An 18,666-nucleotide genomic window follows, 5' to 3' on the forward strand; every position below is an offset into this window, starting at 1 on the left:
TCTTAAATCTCCTTAAGCCGGTTGCGCGATAGCTTTTAAGCTAGCTTTTGGTGCTGTAACAGTTTTGTACGTGTTGTATGCCATTAAGAACATACCGCTTAGGAAGATGAAACCACCTAGGAAACGTACAAAGTAGAATGGGTAAGATGCTTCTACAGATTCAACGAAGCTGTAAGTCAACGTACCGTCAGAGTTAACTGCACGCCACATCAGACCTTGCATCACACCTGAGATCCACATTGCTACGATGTAGAAAACAGTACCGATTGTTGCCAACCAGAAGTGAACGTTGATTAGAGATACAGAGTACATACGTCCTTGACCAAATAGTTTTGGAACTAAGTGGTAAACAGAACCGATAGAAACCATTGCAACCCAACCTAATGCACCAGAGTGTACGTGACCGATAGTCCAGTCAGTGTAGTGAGATAGTGCGTTAACCGTCTTAATAGCCATCATCGGGCCTTCGAAAGTCGACATGCCGTAGAAAGATAGAGAAACGATTAGGAAACGTAGGATAGGGTCGTAACGTAGCTTATGCCACGCACCAGATAGAGTCATGATACCGTTAATCATACCACCCCAAGAAGGAGCGAATAGAACAAGAGACATAACCATACCTAGAGATTGAGTCCAGTCAGGTAGTGCTGTGTAGTGTAGGTGGTGAGGACCAGCCCAGATATACAGAGACACTAGAGCCCAGAAGTGAACAATCGATAGACGGTAAGAATAAACAGGGCGTTCAGCTTGCTTAGGTACGAAGTAGTACATCATACCTAGGAAACCAGCTGTTAACAGGAAGCCTACCGCGTTGTGACCGTACCACCATTGTACCATTGCATCGATAGCACCGGAGTAAATCGAGTACGATTTAAACGCAGATACAGGAACAGCTAGGCTGTTAACGATGTGCAACACGGCAACCGTGATAATGAAGGCTCCGAAGAACCAGTTTGCTACGTAGATGTGTGATGTCTTACGCTTAATCATGGTTCCGAAGAACACGACTGCATAAGCTACCCACACAAGCGTGATAGCGATATCGATTGGCCATTCTAGTTCTGCGTATTCTTTACCAGAGGTTAAACCTAACGGTAAAGTAATTGCAGCGGACAGAATAATCGCTTGCCAACCCCAGAAGGTGAAGGCTACGAGAGGGCCACCAAAGAGACGCGTCTGACAGGTGCGTTGTACAACATAATATGATGTTGCAAACAGGGCACTTGTACCGAACGCAAAAATAACCGCATTAGTATGCAGGGGACGTAAACGACTGTACGTCAGCCACGGCGTATCAAAGTTTAGCTGTGGCCAAACTAATTGAGCGGCAATCAAAACACCAACGCCCATACCGACAATACCCCAAAGAATAGTTACTAAGGTGAACTGACGGACGACCGTATAGTTGTAGTTTTGTTCAAGCTGCTTTTCTTGGCTCATTTGCATGCTTCCAATTTCTTATTTACTACACTTTACTTCCAACACGACTCACGTCGTAATGCCACCCAAATCAGAAAAAGAAACTCAGACTATTCAGAACTTTATTTCCGCTTGCTGATTTTAAAAAAAAGTGGCATTTTCAACGCGACACTATACTTGAATTAACAAATCAATGACAGAGTAGTAACCTTACGGTTGGTCAGGAAATGTATTTTTATTTAAAAACTTTGAACTTTGTAACAAGGAGTAAAGGATAAAATGGCAGCACAAAAGCTCACAAAAGGCAGGCTTGTACAAATTATCGTCATGTTGTCTATTTTATTAGCTGCATTTACTTGGAGAACAGTGACATACGAAAATAACGAAACGGTTGACTGTATTCTTTCTACGCCGTGTGAAATTACTATTGATAAATATAATGTTAGAGTTTCAAGTGATAATCACAACTATTTAATCGAAACATCTGAAAGTAACAAAATTGATATTAGCTATGAAGGAGACGGGTCTTTAGTCGCGAAGAGTCCATCTTCCTGGTTACTTACAACCGATGAACCGACATCACAAATAACAGTCACAACCACGCAACAAGATCATAGTGTTTCGGTCACCCTCTCAAAATAGTCAATATGAGGTCGGAGGTGGCGATAAACTTGTACTAAATCAGTAAAAACTCAGGCCTCAAAATGTTATAACTGAGCGATTAATAAATTAATCAAGCGTTTATGAAGTTTCTCTCTAAAGTTTCCTACTCACATGACAACGTTATCGCTGTTCAAGAGCTCCTCGCTGGTTTAGAGCGAACGCATGAGATCGCTTGTCTTATCTGCTACTGCACCGAAGAGTATTCCACGTTCGCGATTCAGGAGTTACTCAAAGAGTATCTCCCAAATATACCAATTCAAGGCTGTACAACCTGTCATGGGATAATGACAGAGACTGGATTTCATTCAGGTCCAGTTATCGGTGTATTAGCCATTTATGATTCAGGAATCAATGCATATGGTACGGGGATAAAGAGCTTCGATGGCGATGTTACCTCAAGCACCTATGATGCTATTGATATGGCATTGAAAAAGGCAGACCGAGCAGGGGAAGTGCCCGATCTTATTCTGCTGCATTCAACGCCAGGCAATGAAGAAACTGTCATGGATGCGATTGATTCAAAATTCGGAACCGAAGTGCCGATAATTGGTGGCAGCGCCGCTGATAATAAAGTTTCGGGAAACTGGAGTATATTCACTGAAGACCTCGTTTCTATTAATGGTGTTTCACTTACTGTATTTTTCTCATCGCAATCTGTATATAGCTCACTCAATGCTGGACACACACCAACTGAATTTTCTGGCACAGTAACAAAAGCGCGAGATCGTATACTCCAAGAAATCGATGATAAACCCGCTGTGGATGTCTACAATGAATGGACCAATTATCACTTGGGAAGCTCAGATGATGGTTTTATTTTCGAACAGTCATCTGTCTATCCACTCGGACGAAAGGTGGGATCTTCGTATAAAACACCTTATTTCAAGTTGTCCCATTCAATTAGACAAACCGAATGCAAAGGTATTGAGTTATTTACCGACATTAATGAGGGAGATGTCATTCATCTCATGCAAGGTTCTAGAAAGCAGATCATTAGTAGAGCTGCCAATATCATACATTCATCCTACTTTAACGACATGGATCATGAAGAGAAACTGGGCGCAATCAACATCTTCTGCGCAGGGCCGATGCTAAGCCTTAAACAAGATATGAGTGAAGTCTGCACCCAAATAAATCAAGCACTTAATGGACTTCCGTATATATGTCCATTCACTTTTGGTGAACAAGGACGTCTGTGTGGTGGCGAGAACGCGCATGGTAACTTGATGGTGTCATCTGCCACATTTTATAGGTTAAAAAAGTAATGGGTACGGACAACCAAGAAGCGTTACAAGAAGCGTTGGTGCAGTTAGAGAGAGCTAAGTCACGAGAGCGGAGTTTAGCTGAAGAGAATAGGGTGATCTTATCGACAATATCTGAAATTAGTAAAGCTAACTCAATCTCGGATATATTCTCCAGTCTAGAACTAGTTCTTAAGAAGTATATAAAGTTCGATGACTTCATAGTAATTTCGCGCGTCAATAATAGAGATAGCTTTAAAACGCTTCTAACTAACAATCGTGTTTACGAAAATATCCTATGGCGAGACTCAGGAAAGTTATCACGTGTCATTAATGGCGAATGCACGATATTATTTGAGCCTCGAAACCTTCCAGAGTTTAGTTCGCTCAACTCTATATTGCTTGATCAGATCAACTCTGTATTGATGACAGGTATCGACACAGGTTTAACCCAGTCGGTTATCGTATTTATTCACTCCAATACAAAGCACTTTAGTGTTGAAACTAAAGCCACATTGAATCGTTTCAGACCTCTAATTGAACGTGCTGTGTTCGACATTGAAAATAAAGAGAAGTTAGAAGCGACTGTTAGAGAACGTACTGCCGAGCTCATCTCTGCACGCAAAGAAGAAGAACGAGCAAACAAAGCCAAATCTGAATTCTTGGCGATGATGAGTCACGAACTCCGAACACCACTCAATGCCATTATCGGACTGATAGAAACATTAAAGTGTTCAGAACTTACTTGTGAGCAACGCTCGATCATTCAGAGCATGGGAACATCTTCGGAACTATTACTGGCTATAATTAGTGACGTATTGGACTTCTCTAAAATTGAATCCGGGTGTTTTTCACTGGCTCCTCAATGGAATAACGTAAGAGACACTGTAACTTTTGTATTGTCCGAACAAAAGAAGATAGCAGACGCTAAAGGACTGACGTTAAGTCTGTCCTGTGAGATGCCTGAAAACGAGCTACATTACATAGACCAAACGAGACTTGCGCAGATTCTGTTTAATTTGGTGGGTAACGCCATTAAGTTCACAGAGCAAGGTGAAGTCAACATCGGCATTCATTACCAACAAAGCGCATTCCATATATCGGTTGAAGACACAGGGATTGGAATGAAGCCGCAACAGTTAGCTTCGCTATTCAGTCCATTTGTTCAAGCAGACAGTACAATTACACGTAGATTTGGTGGGACAGGTTTAGGTTTAGCGATTACCAAACGCCTAGTTGAGTTAATGGACGGTAGGATTGAAGTCGCGAGTGAACTCAACAAGGGATCATGCTTCAAGGTTCAATTACCAGTGTTAAGTCGATTACATCAGAACGCTGAGAAGGAAGAAATATACTGCACAACAGACACATGTTTCAGGGCTCAATACTCAGTGTTAATCGTTGAAGACAATCCCACGAACCAAATGGTAATTCAGCTGATTTTGTCGCGACAAGGGCATAAAGTTTTCATCACAAGCAACGGACAAGAAGCAATAGACTTTATCCAATCTGAAGAAGCACCAATAGACATTATTCTTATGGACGTTTCAATGCCAGTAATGGACGGATTAACAACCACCAAACTGATGAGACAAAACAACATAGACATACCAATTGTCGCACTGACAGCTCATACATCTAACGAAGATAAAGTCTCATGCTTGGATGTGGGTATGAATGATTTTGTGACTAAACCAGTAAGAACCAAAGAGATCACAGAAGCGATCGATCGTCTATTAGTAGAGTCCTAGTAAACGTATTCTGAATCGAAGATTATGAATATGATTATTAGGTATTTTATGGTAAATAGACTTTCGGTTAAATTGAACTGGTTTACCTGTAGCAAAGCGATAGTGGGGTGTGGATATAAGGCGTTATATCTCGCTCATACACACCCAATTTAACATAATATACATAATACGCAGTTAGCTAGTGCTTCTTGGGTAGGCATCATCCATAACGCTAATCCACCACAAGCCATTGAAATGCCTGACATATTAAGCCCGCTAAACTTTTTTGCGATGTTCTGCCAAGCCTGCTGAGCCTTGTAATTTTTGCTGCGGTCAGCGGCTAAATACACCAAAACTTCTTCTTCGCTTAAACCAATCTTTTCAGCTATAAAAAGTGCTTCTGTTTCAGTTAGATAGCGAGCTCCGCTTCTAATTGCGCTAATCTTCTGACGACTTAGTCCTAAGTCATGGGCAATCTGCTTGTCTTGTATGTAATTTTGAGCCTCTTTATAGGCATCTAACAGTTTATTCTGGTACATGGTTGTCCCTCCATTTCCTTCAATTGTATACCGTCAGTCCACAAAAAGCGGTCTTGCCAGTCCTGATTTCTGTATCTTATAGTACACACAAATCAGGACTGACTAGTTAAACCCTAACTAATCACTCTTTAAGAAAGTTGTTATTCCAACGTCTCAAGGTGGTTTTATGAAAAAGCTCAACACTCACAACGCTGTTATCTTAGATACTGAAACCACTGGCCTAGACAGATTTGCTGAAGTTGTCGAGGTTTCTCTAATTTGTGCTGAGTCTGGAAAAGTCTTGTTCAACTCTTTAGTTGATCCAGTGAAACCAATTCCTTCAGATGCTTCAGCTATTCACGGGATTACTTCATTAGATGTTGCTGGGCGCCCGACTTTCTCTGAAATCAAATCTACGCTCGAATCGTTGCTTTCTGATTGCGATGCTTTGCTTATTTACAACGAGTCTTTTGACTTACGCCTTTTGTTCCAATCATTCCGATATTCAGGTGCTTCGTTTGAATCAGTTGAAGCTTTCCGCTCGTTTCTCCAAACCATTGGTCGTAAGACTCACTGTGTCATGCATTGGTATGCTGAGTTCTATGGTGAAATGAATGAACACGATGATTACAAATGGCAATCCTTATCCAACGCTTGCCTACAACAAAGCATCAACGTTTCTGATTTAACAGCTCACCGCGCAACAGCTGATTGTGAAATGACTCGTCGTTTAATCGATGCAGTAAACCTCAAGCTTGAGGCTTAAGACCATGGATTCAATTTATTTCGATAATGAACCCAGTCATGGCATTAACGCCTATTTCACTTGGGGTCATGAGTTCTTCAAAACACCTTACGACTTTTACCAGTTCTTGATGACGCACTACGGAATGACTTCGTTCCAAGTGGTCGAGATTACCGACGAGAACTATCAAGAGCTGTTGGTTAAGGGAGTCTTCCATGCCATCTAAGAAACCGCACAAGTACCATGACGAAATTCGTCCGGTACAAGTTGACCACTTGGCGTTCTCGTTTTCCTACAGTTCGCTGCGTTCTTTGGATAACTCAAATGACCAAGACTTTATCAACTTGCAGTTTCCAGAGTTTAAGAAAGTCAGCGTGAATGGCCGCTTTAACTCACCAGAAGCCATAGAGAAATCCATGGAGTTACATCGTAACAAATGCAGCAAGATTCTGGCTCATAGGTTCGAGGAGTTCATGGCTAAGGTGTTCAACTTCCGTTTGTCTCCGATGCGTGGCCGTGGCCTTCATGGTTACAACGACTCTATGGTGATTCTCGATTCAACGGGTGAAGTGGAATGTGGTCTAGTTGGTATCGGTGGCAACAATGACACGGTGTTTGTGCAAATCAACGGTACCGGTTGCTCTAAGTTGTTCGAGTTCATCTCACACCAAAAACTGCACTGGTGGTTATCTATCTTGGGTATCACTCGCCTAGCCCGTCTTGATTTGTGTGTCGATGACTACACCGGAATCTTTGACTGTAAGTACGCTGAGAAATGTTTTTATGAGGGAGCATTTCGCACTGCTTCTCGTGGTCGTGGTCCGACAATGGTTCCTCATAAGCGCGTTTCTCAATCTGGTGAGTTATCAGAAGAAGCGGTTCTCGTTGGCTCTCGTACGTCAACGGTCTACTGGCGAATCTATAACAAGAAGTTTGAGCAAAAGATTACTGACCCTGAAGTGATTTGGTACCGCAACGAAGTGGAGTTGAAGAAGTGTGATTTGTCACTCCTCGCCTCACCTGCTTCTGCGTTCGCGGGCATCTGTGACTTCGCGGCCAGTATCGATCCAGCGGAACCAATGAAACTTGAGCTGAACAAGAAGAAAGAAGGCCTAGAGTTCTTCGCTCGTATCGCTTGGATTCGTCGCCAATGTGGTAAGGGTCTGGCTGAAATCGTTGCGATGACTGAGGGTGATTTGGGTGAAGCGTTCGGGATGCTCATTCCCACTCACCACAGACGCGCCAACTTTGAAACCTCGTTGGGAGTGCCTGACGAATACACGAAAAAGAAAATCGAAATTTTGGAGTCAACAATATGCCTACAATAACTGGTATCTCTATCAAGCGTTTCCCTAAATCCGGTATGGAATTCGCAGAACTGGCCGTGCTTCGTGCTGTGGAAGAAGTTGATAACGAGAAGTTTCAACAAACAGGTATCGGGTTCTCGACGGATATTCCCTACAACAAACAAGCGTTGAAAATCGATGTGAACTACGCACGCGAACTCATCCGTACACGCGCATTCGTTGCCAATCGTGAATATGAATTGAACTTCGGTGCCAACCCTGATGACCCTCTCGACATCTTGGTGACTAAGCTCGTCCCTGCTGATGCGGACATTCAAAAGCATTTCGATGCATCACTTAAGAAGTAGATTAAAACGGAATTGTTATGCCTAAGTGTGCCTTACCAAATGACAATGGATTTCTAGCTTTAGTTGAAACGTCAGTTGAGTCCTGCTCTGGAGTCATTGTGATTACAGCTAGTGATTATGAATATTTGATGGGATTCACTCAGGTTACTGCAATCGAAGCTACGGCGGTTTTCAGTGGGGCTTTCTCACTGGTCTTCGTTAGCGGCTTCGCTATGTCATATGCCGTCAAAATGGCGGTTAAGTTAATTAAAATTTTATAAGGAACTGAATTATGGAAGCTATTTGGGCTGCTGTAGATTTTGCTGATGTTGCAACTAAAGTGGGTGCTGCGGGTGTAGCAATTGTTGGTATCACTATGGCGTATAAAGCAATCAGTCTTGCCAAACGTGCTGTTAAGTCCGCTTAACTAATGGAGGTTTCTGAGTATGTTGGTCGCCATACATGACCTGATTCTTATGGTCTTTGCTCTTTTGGGTGGCTTGTCTGGTTTTCTAGCTGCTCAGAATTTCCAAGGTTAATTTCAAAGGGGCTTCGGCTCCTTTTTTTATAGGTTGTTTTATGAAAAGCACATATCTAATTCTATTAGCTTTGCTTTGTTCTGCGCCAGCTCTGTCCGCTGATGTCACTTACGGTGGCCCGTATGCTCAGCTCAAGGTGAAGCTCTGCTCTGATACACCACCCAGTCGCTCTTTGCTTCCTGATGGGAGTATTATCTGTGACGACAACCCTCCCCAATCTGATTCTTACTGCACGGCAAGTTGGAACTATGCTGATACGGATATTTTTAACTGTGGTAGTGAAACGGCTAACCCTGACGATTTGAATAACAACGGCACACCTGACAATGATGAAGACTGGGACGGTGACGGGCTTGTAAATGGTGTTGACCCTAATCCCACTCTTAACGATAACGTAGACCTTGATTCGGATAATAACGGGATACCTGACAAACTTGACCCCTTTTTTGATTTGTACAAAGCAAGCCGACCTGAGCTTATAAAGTGTGATGCTCAAGACCCTGATTGCCAAAGCTCTAATACCGCTATCTACAGTCTTTCTAACGCTAATCGAGATTTGACAAATATTATCAATCTTATGGCTGAGGGTAATACGAGTAAGAAGTTTACAAGGACACTTGAGAACCTACGCCAGACAATGACTTTTCAAGAGGGTCGGACTCGAAAAGAGTTACAAGATATAGAACGCGCGATTAATAACATCGATGGTGGTGTTGATAACAGTCGTCTTATTAAAAGTGAATTTAGCGATGTTGACGTTAAATTCTCTGAATTACATAACCAACTGGATGCCATTAATGATGGTGTTCTTGCTAATCAAGGTTCTATCTCTGCTCTTGGTGGTTACGTTTATGAGGCTAAGCGTAGTGCTGAAAATGCCGCTGATGCTGCAAATGGTGCACAAGATATTGCTAATCAAGTTTTGAATGCTGTTAACAACCTTGAGGTTTCTGGCGGTGGACTGACTGCCCAACAAAAGAAACAGCTTAAGAACGCAGCCAAAGCTAACGCCAACCAAAAAATATTAAAACAAGTTCAGCAAAGAGTTGATGGTTATGGCGGTGCTCTTGACCAAATTATTTCTGATTTAAATGGCGTAGCTGCTAAACAAGAGCTTCAAACAAGAATGTTATCCAGTGTTGCTGATGATACTGCTTATGCCGTCAATCAGGAGCTTGGCGCGAGAATGGACCAATTGAGTGACCAGATAGGAGCCATTTCCGGAGGCACATCAACCGTCGACTTATCAGGTGTTCAAACAAGCATTGATGGGCTATCGGGGAAAGTAGACGGACTAACCGAGGGCGTTAACGACATAGGTGAGCTTTTGAATGAAGTTGATACTTCAGCGGCTGGAACTGGTGGCTCTTGTATTGAAACCTCCAGTTGTCAGGGGTTCTATCAGTCCAGTTATGACGGTGGTTTAGACAGCATTGTGACCGCTCAACTTCAAGAGATGAAAACATCGGTAGTTGACCCTTTCGTTTCTAGCTTTGGTGAGATTGATTTAAGTGGTGCTAAGCGCCCTGACTTCGGTCTGCCCGTTCCTTTTTATGGCTACTTTTCATTTGATGACTACATCGATTTAGATGCGATATTCGGTTTTCTCCGCTTCATCTTCTTAGCATCGACAGCGTTCTATTGTCGTCAAATTATCTTTGGAGGATAACTTATGGATTGGATTATTTCGCTTTTCAATCAGCTCTTAGAGTTTCTCTATCGACTCGTTATAAGCCTTGTCGACATGTTGAAAGATATGGTTTTCTGGATTGTTGAAGAGTTCATGTCTGTTGTGAACAAGGGATTGTCTTGGGCGGTAGCTGCTTTCGAACCTGTGGATGTCAGCCAGTATTTAGAGTCTATCCCACCAAATGTGGCTTGGGTCATGGGTGCCGTGGGTTTACCTCAATGCTTGAGTCTTATCATTTCTGCTATCGCGATTCGCATGATTTTGCAGTTAATTCCATTCACAAGGTTGGGTTCTTAATGATTTACTGTATCGCAGGCCGACCACGTAGCGGTAAAAGCTATGAGAGCGTCGCTTATCATATTATCCCTGCTATCAAGGCAGGTCGAAAAGTCGTTACCAATGTCACCTTAAACGTGCCCTATTTCCAAAAGGTTTTTGGTAATCACGTGCTCGAACTTATAGAGGTTGTTGACGGTAAGCTAAACGAATATGGCTCAATGGATAGACCCTTTTCAAAGCTTGAGGATTACCAAAGTGATTGGCGTGACGCTGATAACAAAGGCCCTCTGTTCGTGATTGATGAAGCCCATATGGTGCTACCTAACAGACAGCTGGATAGTAAGATTCTTGAGTTCTATTCACTACATGGTCATTACGGCATAGACATCATATTGCTGACCCAGAATCTGAGGAAGATTCATAAAGACGTTCGCGATATGGTTGAAATGACTTATTACTGCGCTAAGAATACCGCTTTTGGGAGTAAGAACACGTACACCAAGAAAGTGCGAATTGGTGCAACGACTGAAGTCGTCAACGAAGAGCAGCGGAAGTATAAGAAGTCATTCTTCCCTTTCTATCAGTCCCATACCCAAAGTAGCGGCAGCGTGGCCGAGGCCATGAGTAATGACATTAAACCAATATGGCATCGTTGGCCTTTTTGGATGGGTGGCTTACTCATTGTTTGTGGAATCATCTTTAACATATACGCTTGGTCAGACGGTGAATCAGAGCCTGAACCAACTACAGTAATTCATCAATCTGAGCCGCCCCAGGTCTCAGTTCCTGATGGTGTGCCAGATGACAGTTCGAAGTCTAAAAAACGCGATAAGGGTTTTGGCCCCTTGGGTGATTTTGAATTATCGGTAACGGGCTACTCTCGCCAAACCGCTTGGAAAGATATCAGCAAGAATTTGGTCGACTTTCAGAACTCTTTTGTACGTATTTACATCGAGGTGCATCAGAACCAGAGCAAGCTTTTCACTTTCAGTCAGTTTGAGCTGATAGAGATGGGTTATGGCTTTAAAGTACTAACAGATTGCGTATACAGCGTGACTTGGGGTGAGTCGGTTAAGATTTTGACGTGTGTTGAACCCAATAATGAAGAAACGCAACATGATCCTTTTGACTTCGGTAAGGCTGTCACCTTCTAGTATTGATGTTTTTCACATAAAAATCTGACTGATAACATGCATCCATAAATTAACCGACTGGATTAAATATATGGATGTATCAATTCTCATACTTGCGGCGATCTTCTTTGTTCTCGCCTTGATAGTAAAGTTTCTTAAATCTTCACTGAATGGTTCACAAAACCCTGATGATAGTTCGACTAAACACTATCAATATCAGCCGATTAAAAAGCTTTGTACTGCTAATGAACTCAGCTTTTATCAAGCTTTGGTTATAGTGACCAAAGGAAAGTACACCGTTTTTTCAAAGGTGCGCATAGCAGATGTGATGGCTCCAAAGAAAGGAGCATACAACAAAAGTGATTGGTGGAGAGCTTTCAACGCTATTGCCAAGAAACATGTCGACTTTGTTCTCTGTGACCCTTTAACTCTAGAGATAAAAATGCTCATCGAGTTAGATGATTCAACTCATAACCGCCAAGACCGAAAGGAACGAGACAAGCTTGTTGATATGGCCGCTACGTCTGCGGGTGTTGAAATCAAGCATTTTAAGGTAAGAAAGAGCTATGACTATTTTGAGCTAGAGAGGTCACTTTTTGGCATAGAAGAACCTAGCACCAACGAAGCTGCTCAAGCATAGTGTCGCCCCGCAGGGATAAGTGAGAGCGGAGCGCGAACGATGCACCGAGCCACTCGATAATGGTCAATGGTTCTCAGAACTTAACTGGTGAGTGTTTCAAACTGCCCAAGCTGAGAATATGAAGTGCCATCCCCTTTCCTGCCAGAACATCCCTTGCAGAGCCTCACTATATCAGTGGGGCTTTTTGCTACTGCAACCCAACAATCTAACATCGCGCATAAACTGAGCTTCGTTCCGCGCTTCGTTGGGAGGGGCCTGTTTCGTCGGGAGGGCCGCAACGAAGCGCGGGACGTTAGCCCCCGTGTTGTATCACGGGGGTAAATTCGACCTACCCGTTAGCGCTCACACGACACAGTTTCTAGTAGTCACCATGTACATTGTTCCTTTACATAGCACTTAATACAATAATTGTATGATTCTCACTTAGTTATTGATTTATGAGCTATAACCCACTGTTTGTAAGTAAAACCTTGCTTTATGATTGCATTAGAAAAGAGCTAGAGTGAAAGGCTCTGTATTCGCAAACATAAACTTACGGTTTAAAAGCCTTATGTATATTTAACAGAGGATACGCGTATGGATTGGGTTCTCCAAAACAAAGAGTGGCTTTTTAGTGGTGCCGCAATAGCTATACCCGTAGCTATTGCAGGATGGTTATTCACTTCAAAGAAAAATAAACAAGTTCAGAAAGGTGGAAATAACTCTACGAACATTCAAATTGGTGGCAATTATATCAATGGTGGTAAAAAGGATGATGGATAAGCAAAACCAAAAAGGCGGTGATGGCTCAACGAACATTCAAGCAGACAAAATTATCCTTCAAACTGGAATAGACGAAAAGCGAGCTCGTGAAGTTTTTCAAGAAATGAATTTGCAGCTAAGAAAGGACTATACGCGAGAAGCCCTTGAAATAGCTGAATCACGGGTCGCCGAGTTTGAAAACAGTCTTATGCCCAAAATGGAAAGTGTAGAAGGTGCGCTTCAAGCTTTTTCTGACCCTAGTTTTCAAATCTTACTAGTTGAAGCACAAAAAACCGCAGCATCGACAGAACGGCCTGCAGACTACGAGCTTTTATCTGAATTACTAGTTCACAGGTTTAAAAAAGGTGAAAACCGTATCACTAGAGCCGGAGTCAGCGTAGCCGTAGATATTATAGATAAAATCTCTGATGAAGCACTACTCGGATTGACAGTCACTCACGCTGTAAACAATTTCAGCCCTACAAGTGGGGAATTGTACGGAGGTTTAGATACTCTTAACGCACTATTTGGTAAAATATTTTACGGCCCACTCCCAACCGGTTACGAATGGCTTGACCATTTAGAGATATTAAATACTGTTAGGTTGAGCTCATTTGCAACCATGAAAAAAACCAATGATTATTACCCAAATCTGTTAGCGGGTTATGTCGATGTTGGAATCGAAAAGGACTCAGAAGTTCATGCGACTGCAATAAAAGAGCTCGAATCATGTAATCTGCCCGCAGCATTACTGTCTGAACATAGTTTAAATAATAAGTACGTACGAATCCCCGTTGTAAATAAAGGAAGCATTAGTCGTTTGACTCTACAAAGAACAATACCTCTAAATGACTCCTCTATAACGATTCCTGTAATGTTGACTGATGAACAAAAGGCTGTGCTTGAATCAATTTATGACATGTACTCAAACGATCAGGCGATAAGGCAAAACAACATTAACCTATTTATGGATGAATGGAATAAACGAGATAACCTCAGGGTTCTTAGAGAATGGTGGGACGCTATACCAACATCTTTAACAATCACTTCCGCAGGTAGAGTTTTGGCCCATTCTAACGCTCAAAGGTGTGATAACAAACTGCCGCAACTTGATTAACTCCTATCGTTAAATATTTTGTTTAAATGTATATAACGTCAAAAAGCCGGACTCAATGAGCTCGGCTTCTTTCTCCTTGATATGACCAAAAAGGAGGACTGACAAGGTTAAAGGAACTTTCTTAATAATCGAGGTTACCTCGTCAGTCGCAATAACCATATCAGTCTGATTTGCTACATGTTAGTACATCAAATCTAAACATTGATGTCTCCCGACACAAACCATACTTTTCTAATACTCATTTCTTTATCTTCGCTATCGCTCTAGCGATTCCTAACAAGTGCGTCGATGTTCTAATCTCTAAATCAGATTGGATCTCTAACAAGGCCATGCCAGCTAACACTTGTTGTGCACTGACTAGCTGCCCTGTTGGAAGCTCCAAACCATCATGATGCATTTTGAACTCTTTCCAATCCTCTGAGTGGCTTAGTTCTCGACCATTTGCCATTCTCATAAGCCTTTTACACTCCGGAGGGATTGGTTTCCCCTCATCCCAAGCTGTGATGGTTCTCACAGTTTTAAAACATAGTTCTGCCGTCTCTTCCTTGGTTAATCGACAGATAAACTCACGAAAAATGTAGTTCTCGGTCATTTTTCGATAGTGCATATAAAATCTCCAGATAAACCTTTGATTTTATATGTTTTTGATATGAAACTTGTTTTAACGTAATCAGGCATAATACGCAGTTGGCTTGTAAGAGCAATATAGTAATGTCCGGTTTGAGCAACTTTAAAATGTCCTCCTAAGCTTAAAGTGTTGCTTGGCTTTGAGGACCTAAACTGATGTTAATTGCTATGAGTGACCACGAGATAAATCGATTCAAAGTTCTAACGGATGTACAAGAAAAACGCTTACGACAAGTCGACGCTGCAGACATTTTCAATGTCTCGACTCGACATGTCAGACGGCTGTTGAACGAGTTAGCAACTTATGGCGCTAAAAGCTTGGCATATGCAGCCCGCGGTCGCCCAAGCAACCGACGCTAAGTCGAACTAATAACACACAAGAATTTCTAAGAGCTTTATAAATACATCTGATAGTTCAGAAAACTTTGGGTAACCATTAAAAATTTCTAGTGCTAATTCAGCAAAATCAATCATTGCTGAATCACCAAAATGATCTCTTAACTTCTCTAAGACCATGTCTGAGTTTTCATTAATAAACTCTTTAATTTGTTCAGCGTCAGACTTAAAACTCTCTTCAAGCTTATCTACAGCCTCTTGAACATCCGTAATACTAATGCTAAAAAGACGAGAACCATTTGAATCATAAAGAGCCTTCCCGTCACTCGTATAAAGTGCGACAGAGTCATGTTGATAATAAGTTTTAGTCTCTGACATCGATTGCTTCCATAACCGAAAAGTTCATTTATTATAGTCGCTTAGACAAATAAAATTAACCTCAGCATCATGCCAATTATCGTTTGGTCTTCAATTGTAAACGCTCCTGGTCCATAGGTTTTGATTTAGTGTTCATCAGAGTTTTCAACTGACATAAACCAGTCACAAATTGAAAATCCGACAACATGTATTGAGCTTGGGTGGAGTCTTTATGTTATCCAAGCTCCTTCAACTAATCTCATTAATTCTAGCATTCAGAACCCAGACAGAGGAAGTTACAGTGCAACTTGGTACCGCTAATGTTGAACAGATACGATAGATTTCATGAACCTGAAGATAACTTAGCTCAACCCCTAAGGCTGAAAGTTAAAAAAGAAATAAGGTGTGAATGTTATACGTTCCCTGCTCTTTTTCGTGAAACATATAAGAGTTTTAACAAGTTACGTAAAACACGGATGGTATTATTGAGATGGCTATAGCTATAGCTTTGAAAGAAAACACCGACTACATTGCAAAGTCGGTGCTAACCATACTTTAGTTACGTGGTAACTAAATACTATTCATCAACTGCCCAGGGACTCTCGATTTCATCTGAGCAATTGCCAAGCCGGACATTTGCACCTGAGAGAACCAATAAGGACGATGCTTGAGGTTAAACAACTCACTGTTGTTTAGGGATTCAAAAATAGAAAACGCATGAGCCTGGGCAAGTGCAGCACCATAAACGCTCCTATCAGAAACATTCACACCATCGACCTCCTCCACTAATGCTTGCTTAATGTAAGTGGTATTCGGGCTCCAATCGATATGTTCGATCAGCTTATTAAGCAGTGTCATTTCCATGCTTGAAAACACTTTCTCTAGGAAACTGGTATCAGGTAACACTTCCGCACAAGCATAGTATTCGTTGTGCTTATCACTTGCTTCACGATAACTCAGCATAGTTTGGACTAGAGCATCTTCAAACGTTTGAGAGAAATGATTGCATACGAGAAACATAGGTAGAATACGCAGTGTGCCTAATAGAATGCCAACATCGGGATCTCTTACCGAAGTGTCTTGCAGACGTATACGCGTTGCATTTGCAGTCACCATTAGGTGTTGCCATAGCTTAGGAGCAATATGTTTCGTATTTTCGTCAGACCACTTAAGTAGCGGTTGGCTCATCAAGATAGGAAAAAGTAATCGGCTATTATCAATCCCGATCTGCCCTACGGCTATTTTAGGGTCTAAGATGGCTTTAGGTTTACGTCCATATTTCTCACAAAACTGTCTGTTAGAAACAAAGTCCGTTAGGCTCGACGATAAGCCTCGGTTCTCTTCCGCTAAGCGATGGAGTTTGTTGAAATTCAATGAGGGAGAATAAGCAACGCTCGCAAAGTCGTTATAGTCTGGAAGCTGAGAAAAGAGAGAGCTGATGAGGGTGCTTTCAAGCTTCTTTTCTAGAAGTACTGAAGCCGTTTCGCATACATCTTCTAGAACATAGCGCAGTGTATTTTGCTTTGCTGCAATTTTTTGACGTTTAGCGGCAACCCTATCCTGTTCGCACATTAATAAAATGCGTTGGTTATTGGTTATGCGCTCCGATTCTTTAAAAATAACATCATCACAATAGCGATTTTCTAGACTAAGCAATGAGTCAACGAGATCCTGATTAAGTTTGTATTTGGGACTGACGAGCCACTTGTTAAAACGTTCTGCAACATTCGAAGATATTTTTCTGGAGAGTTCTACTACTTCAGGAGTGTAATTTTTATTTGCTAACAACAACCTACAAATCCCTTGACCACATTTCGTTATCTGGCTGTTATGACAGCCTATCTAAATTATTAGTGGTATATATTAAATGAAGTTGCATTATTTTTCACGGGATAGTTATCGGTTACTCAATAAATTTAGTTATAGTGCGTTAAATCTAGTTTGTCGTTAAAAACTTATCTGGATACGAATGAATTTTTCATAGCTTTGGTACCGATACTGTTTCTTAGGTACTGCTTTTTTAGCTAGCTTACATATTTTCGCATCACCATGAGTCCTAACTCGATGAACTTTGGTGAATGCTTTGTTGTGCTTCATTTCCAGCATTAAATCACAAAACCCATCAAGCTCACCATGCCCTTTAGCATTCAATGTTTTAATAACTTGAGATTTAATCTTCTTCGCCACTGGGTTAACCAGCGCATCATCAGCGATAGAAACATGAGAAAAGAGAAAAAAAATCAGTAACCTTTTCATAATACCTCCTTTGACTGAAGGTATTATGCAGGTCGAACTTGAACAAATTGAATGGGTTTAGAATGGTAAAGTACTAGTCAGTTAGCGTTACTAACATTCACGCTCTCTTAGAGCCTTTCGATTTAAAACCATTATGAGGGAAAACGTTACGAATACGTTGTTGAGTGCTTTTAGGAACCTGTTTGGAGAACTTTAAGTTGTAGCCCGAGCGTTTCGCATAAACCTTCAGCTCACCATCAAAGCTCTGATTGCGGCCAATCTCTTGTAAGTTGTGTTTGAAACTTGGTGGCATATGTCCTTTAAACTGAGCTATTTGCCCTTTTTCAAAAGTCACTTTGAGCACAGGCCTATCAATTGCAACCAACCAAAATACGAGTGCTGCCCCAATAAGAATCACATACATCATAACAGCCGCCTTAAATCACTATTTATCGTCAGATAGCAACGCACTCAAATCTTCTTTGAGGCTTGTTACCGTTTTGCTTGCTTGTTCGCTTCTTGAGGCTTCACTGACCAAATATTCAATCGCGTCAGAAAGCGTACAACCTAGTTCATTTGCCCTTTGTGAAAGTTTTTCCCAAACGCGATAATCTAAATCAATCGACTTTTTCTTGGTATGTACTTGTTCTGCGTTAAAGTGGCGCTTACGTTTCGCTCGAATAGCCTGCTTTAGCTTGTTGTCGAGGTCTAGCGACATATGCTCTTCTATCCACTCGAGAACGCCTGTTGGTTGATGTTCTAACTTAAGAAGATTCTGTACAGCAACATCTGCTTCACTTGAATCGATATGACGGGTAATGGATTCACCTTCCTTCCATTTCTTTACCAGATAGTTCCATTTCCAACCACATTCTAAGTTTTCAAGCTGCTGATATTTCATGTCAAATCCCAAACGTTAATCCTAGTGACAGCGTAACCCAAATTACCTAATTAGACAATTGATCAATTAAAAGAATAGACCAAGATCATACTTATATTGCTTGGTTTATTACGATTAAACAG

At 41.6% G+C, this 18,666-nt stretch carries 24 protein-coding genes; 16 read left to right on the top strand and 8 right to left on the bottom strand.

All coding sequences use genetic code 11. The features are described 5' to 3' along the window. Positions 1-12 precede the first annotated feature (12 nt). Positions 13-1,440 carry a cytochrome-c oxidase, cbb3-type subunit I gene (gene ccoN / locus VFDL14_RS20820; protein ID WP_032549073.1) on the bottom strand — a complete coding sequence of 476 codons (1,428 nt, stop codon included), beginning with the start codon at positions 1,438-1,440 and terminating at the stop codon, positions 13-15. A gap of 258 nt (positions 1,441-1,698) precedes the next feature. On the opposite strand from ccoN, the gene VFDL14_RS20815 reads away from it, so the two are divergent. The 3 genes from VFDL14_RS20815 to VFDL14_RS20805 all read left to right on the top strand — a co-directional run bounded on the left by VFDL14_RS20815 (position 1,699) and on the right by VFDL14_RS20805 (position 5,074). Next, positions 1,699-2,061 (top strand): hypothetical protein, encoded by a 363-nt coding sequence (locus VFDL14_RS20815; protein WP_032549074.1) that lies wholly within the window; start codon positions 1,699-1,701, stop codon positions 2,059-2,061. Between the two features lie 101 nt (positions 2,062-2,162). Continuing rightward, positions 2,163-3,347: an FIST signal transduction protein gene (locus VFDL14_RS20810; protein WP_032549075.1), complete on the top strand. Its 1,185-nt coding sequence runs from the start codon at positions 2,163-2,165 to the stop codon at positions 3,345-3,347. Further along, entirely contained in the window at positions 3,347-5,074 is a 1,728-nt protein-coding gene (locus VFDL14_RS20805) for a response regulator (RefSeq protein WP_032549076.1), read from the top strand. Before VFDL14_RS20810 ends, VFDL14_RS20805 begins: the two co-directional genes overlap by 1 nt. Before the next feature lie 149 nt (positions 5,075-5,223). Here the strand turns inward: VFDL14_RS20805 and VFDL14_RS20800 are convergent, their stop codons facing one another. After that, complete coding sequence (locus VFDL14_RS20800; RefSeq protein WP_032549078.1) at positions 5,224-5,592, bottom strand: DUF3693 domain-containing protein; 369 nt, start codon at positions 5,590-5,592, stop codon at positions 5,224-5,226. 166 nt (positions 5,593-5,758) lie between these two features. On the opposite strand from VFDL14_RS20800, the gene VFDL14_RS20795 reads away from it, so the two are divergent. The 12 genes from VFDL14_RS20795 (at position 5,759) to VFDL14_RS20740 (ending at position 14,088) form a co-directional block, all read left to right on the top strand. After that, the gene (locus VFDL14_RS20795; RefSeq protein ID WP_032549079.1) at positions 5,759-6,337 is read left to right on the top strand and encodes a 3'-5' exonuclease; all 579 of its coding nucleotides are present in this window, start codon (positions 5,759-5,761) and stop codon (positions 6,335-6,337) included. 4 nt (positions 6,338-6,341) lie between these two features. Next, positions 6,342-6,542: a hypothetical protein gene (locus VFDL14_RS20790; protein WP_032549081.1), complete on the top strand. Its 201-nt coding sequence runs from the start codon at positions 6,342-6,344 to the stop codon at positions 6,540-6,542. Next, entirely contained in the window at positions 6,532-7,644 is a 1,113-nt protein-coding gene (locus VFDL14_RS20785) for a replication initiation factor domain-containing protein (protein ID WP_032549082.1), read from the top strand. Before VFDL14_RS20790 ends, VFDL14_RS20785 begins: the two co-directional genes overlap by 11 nt. Further along, positions 7,632-7,970, top strand: coding sequence for a DUF1293 family protein (locus VFDL14_RS20780; protein ID WP_032549084.1), 339 nt, complete (start codon positions 7,632-7,634; stop codon positions 7,968-7,970). Before VFDL14_RS20785 ends, VFDL14_RS20780 begins: the two co-directional genes overlap by 13 nt. Positions 7,971-7,987: 17 nt before the next feature. Beyond that, complete coding sequence (locus VFDL14_RS20775; RefSeq protein ID WP_032549085.1) at positions 7,988-8,230, top strand: single-stranded DNA-binding protein; 243 nt, start codon at positions 7,988-7,990, stop codon at positions 8,228-8,230. Positions 8,231-8,241: 11 nt separating this feature from the next. Beyond that, positions 8,242-8,376: a membrane protein gene (locus tag VFDL14_RS25000; RefSeq protein WP_032549086.1), complete on the top strand. Its 135-nt coding sequence runs from the start codon at positions 8,242-8,244 to the stop codon at positions 8,374-8,376. Positions 8,377-8,528: 152 nt separating this feature from the next. Beyond that, positions 8,529-10,157, top strand: a complete 1,629-nt coding sequence (locus tag VFDL14_RS20765; protein ID WP_032549087.1) for a hypothetical protein — start codon at positions 8,529-8,531, stop codon at positions 10,155-10,157. Between the two features lie 3 nt (positions 10,158-10,160). Then, entirely contained in the window at positions 10,161-10,475 is a 315-nt protein-coding gene (locus VFDL14_RS20760; protein ID WP_032549088.1) for a DUF2523 family protein, read from the top strand. Next, positions 10,475-11,611: a zonular occludens toxin domain-containing protein gene (locus tag VFDL14_RS20755; RefSeq protein WP_032549089.1), complete on the top strand. Its 1,137-nt coding sequence runs from the start codon at positions 10,475-10,477 to the stop codon at positions 11,609-11,611. The genes VFDL14_RS20760 and VFDL14_RS20755 overlap by 1 nt, the downstream gene beginning before the upstream one ends. Positions 11,612-11,681: 70 nt before the next feature. Beyond that, on the top strand, positions 11,682-12,230 hold the full coding sequence (locus tag VFDL14_RS20750) for a DUF2726 domain-containing protein (RefSeq protein ID WP_032549091.1): 549 nt from the start codon (positions 11,682-11,684) through the stop codon (positions 12,228-12,230). A gap of 576 nt (positions 12,231-12,806) precedes the next feature. Further along, positions 12,807-12,992: a hypothetical protein gene (locus VFDL14_RS20745; protein ID WP_032549093.1), complete on the top strand. Its 186-nt coding sequence runs from the start codon at positions 12,807-12,809 to the stop codon at positions 12,990-12,992. After that, positions 12,982-14,088 (top strand): LPO_1073/Vpar_1526 family protein, encoded by a 1,107-nt coding sequence (locus tag VFDL14_RS20740; RefSeq protein ID WP_032549094.1) that lies wholly within the window; start codon positions 12,982-12,984, stop codon positions 14,086-14,088. The genes VFDL14_RS20745 and VFDL14_RS20740 overlap by 11 nt, the downstream gene beginning before the upstream one ends. A gap of 238 nt (positions 14,089-14,326) precedes the next feature. Here the strand turns inward: VFDL14_RS20740 and VFDL14_RS20735 are convergent, their stop codons facing one another. Beyond that, the gene (locus VFDL14_RS20735) at positions 14,327-14,695 is read right to left on the bottom strand and encodes a phage protein (protein ID WP_032549096.1); all 369 of its coding nucleotides are present in this window, start codon (positions 14,693-14,695) and stop codon (positions 14,327-14,329) included. A 176-nt stretch (positions 14,696-14,871) separates the two neighbouring features. Between VFDL14_RS20735 and VFDL14_RS23785 the strand changes: the two genes are divergently transcribed. Further along, a complete protein-coding gene (locus VFDL14_RS23785) occupies positions 14,872-15,075 on the top strand; it encodes a helix-turn-helix domain-containing protein (RefSeq protein WP_152549192.1) in 204 nt (67 codons plus the stop codon). Positions 15,076-15,081: 6 nt separating this feature from the next. Here the strand turns inward: VFDL14_RS23785 and VFDL14_RS20730 are convergent, their stop codons facing one another. The 5 genes from VFDL14_RS20730 to matP all read right to left on the bottom strand — a co-directional run bounded on the left by VFDL14_RS20730 (position 15,082) and on the right by matP (position 18,544). Further along, on the bottom strand, positions 15,082-15,429 hold the full coding sequence (locus VFDL14_RS20730) for a hypothetical protein (protein ID WP_032549097.1): 348 nt from the start codon (positions 15,427-15,429) through the stop codon (positions 15,082-15,084). A 549-nt stretch (positions 15,430-15,978) separates the two neighbouring features. Further along, a complete protein-coding gene (locus VFDL14_RS20725; protein ID WP_032549099.1) occupies positions 15,979-17,199 on the bottom strand; it encodes a hypothetical protein in 1,221 nt (406 codons plus the stop codon). A 156-nt stretch (positions 17,200-17,355) separates the two neighbouring features. Beyond that, the gene (locus VFDL14_RS20720) at positions 17,356-17,664 is read right to left on the bottom strand and encodes a hypothetical protein (RefSeq protein WP_032549101.1); all 309 of its coding nucleotides are present in this window, start codon (positions 17,662-17,664) and stop codon (positions 17,356-17,358) included. 97 nt (positions 17,665-17,761) lie between these two features. After that, positions 17,762-18,070: a DUF3634 family protein gene (locus tag VFDL14_RS20715; RefSeq protein ID WP_032549102.1), complete on the bottom strand. Its 309-nt coding sequence runs from the start codon at positions 18,068-18,070 to the stop codon at positions 17,762-17,764. Positions 18,071-18,088: 18 nt separating this feature from the next. Continuing rightward, positions 18,089-18,544 carry a macrodomain Ter protein MatP gene (matP, locus tag VFDL14_RS20710; protein ID WP_032549104.1) on the bottom strand — a complete coding sequence of 152 codons (456 nt, stop codon included), beginning with the start codon at positions 18,542-18,544 and terminating at the stop codon, positions 18,089-18,091. Between the last annotated feature and the right edge of the window lie 122 nt (positions 18,545-18,666).

This window comes from Vibrio fortis (genome assembly GCF_000695685.1).
Taxonomy (GTDB): Bacteria; Pseudomonadota; Gammaproteobacteria; order Enterobacterales; family Vibrionaceae; genus Vibrio; species Vibrio fortis_A.

Excerpts from the sequence above, each read along its gene's own strand:
- ccoN (WP_032549073.1), bottom strand. The coding sequence starts at position 1,440 with ATGAGCCAAGAAAAGCAGCTTGAACAAAACTACAACTATACGGTCGTC.
- VFDL14_RS20815 (WP_032549074.1), top strand. The coding sequence starts at position 1,699 with ATGGCAGCACAAAAGCTCACAAAAGGCAGGCTTGTACAAATTATCGTC.
- VFDL14_RS20810 (WP_032549075.1), top strand. The coding sequence starts at position 2,163 with ATGAAGTTTCTCTCTAAAGTTTCCTACTCACATGACAACGTTATCGCT.
- VFDL14_RS20805 (WP_032549076.1), top strand. The coding sequence starts at position 3,347 with ATGGGTACGGACAACCAAGAAGCGTTACAAGAAGCGTTGGTGCAGTTA.
- VFDL14_RS20800 (WP_032549078.1), bottom strand. The coding sequence starts at position 5,592 with ATGTACCAGAATAAACTGTTAGATGCCTATAAAGAGGCTCAAAATTAC.
- VFDL14_RS20795 (WP_032549079.1), top strand. The coding sequence starts at position 5,759 with ATGAAAAAGCTCAACACTCACAACGCTGTTATCTTAGATACTGAAACC.
- VFDL14_RS20790 (WP_032549081.1), top strand. The coding sequence starts at position 6,342 with ATGGATTCAATTTATTTCGATAATGAACCCAGTCATGGCATTAACGCC.
- VFDL14_RS20785 (WP_032549082.1), top strand. The coding sequence starts at position 6,532 with ATGCCATCTAAGAAACCGCACAAGTACCATGACGAAATTCGTCCGGTA.
- VFDL14_RS20780 (WP_032549084.1), top strand. The coding sequence starts at position 7,632 with ATGCCTACAATAACTGGTATCTCTATCAAGCGTTTCCCTAAATCCGGT.
- VFDL14_RS20775 (WP_032549085.1), top strand. The coding sequence starts at position 7,988 with ATGCCTAAGTGTGCCTTACCAAATGACAATGGATTTCTAGCTTTAGTT.
- VFDL14_RS25000 (WP_032549086.1), top strand. The coding sequence starts at position 8,242 with ATGGAAGCTATTTGGGCTGCTGTAGATTTTGCTGATGTTGCAACTAAA.
- VFDL14_RS20765 (WP_032549087.1), top strand. The coding sequence starts at position 8,529 with ATGAAAAGCACATATCTAATTCTATTAGCTTTGCTTTGTTCTGCGCCA.
- VFDL14_RS20760 (WP_032549088.1), top strand. The coding sequence starts at position 10,161 with ATGGATTGGATTATTTCGCTTTTCAATCAGCTCTTAGAGTTTCTCTAT.
- VFDL14_RS20755 (WP_032549089.1), top strand. The coding sequence starts at position 10,475 with ATGATTTACTGTATCGCAGGCCGACCACGTAGCGGTAAAAGCTATGAG.
- VFDL14_RS20750 (WP_032549091.1), top strand. The coding sequence starts at position 11,682 with ATGGATGTATCAATTCTCATACTTGCGGCGATCTTCTTTGTTCTCGCC.
- VFDL14_RS20745 (WP_032549093.1), top strand. The coding sequence starts at position 12,807 with ATGGATTGGGTTCTCCAAAACAAAGAGTGGCTTTTTAGTGGTGCCGCA.
- VFDL14_RS20740 (WP_032549094.1), top strand. The coding sequence starts at position 12,982 with ATGATGGATAAGCAAAACCAAAAAGGCGGTGATGGCTCAACGAACATT.
- VFDL14_RS20735 (WP_032549096.1), bottom strand. The coding sequence starts at position 14,695 with ATGCACTATCGAAAAATGACCGAGAACTACATTTTTCGTGAGTTTATC.
- VFDL14_RS23785 (WP_152549192.1), top strand. The coding sequence starts at position 14,872 with ATGTTAATTGCTATGAGTGACCACGAGATAAATCGATTCAAAGTTCTA.
- VFDL14_RS20730 (WP_032549097.1), bottom strand. The coding sequence starts at position 15,429 with ATGTCAGAGACTAAAACTTATTATCAACATGACTCTGTCGCACTTTAT.
- VFDL14_RS20720 (WP_032549101.1), bottom strand. The coding sequence starts at position 17,664 with ATGAAAAGGTTACTGATTTTTTTTCTCTTTTCTCATGTTTCTATCGCT.
- VFDL14_RS20715 (WP_032549102.1), bottom strand. The coding sequence starts at position 18,070 with ATGATGTATGTGATTCTTATTGGGGCAGCACTCGTATTTTGGTTGGTT.
- matP (WP_032549104.1), bottom strand. The coding sequence starts at position 18,544 with ATGAAATATCAGCAGCTTGAAAACTTAGAATGTGGTTGGAAATGGAAC.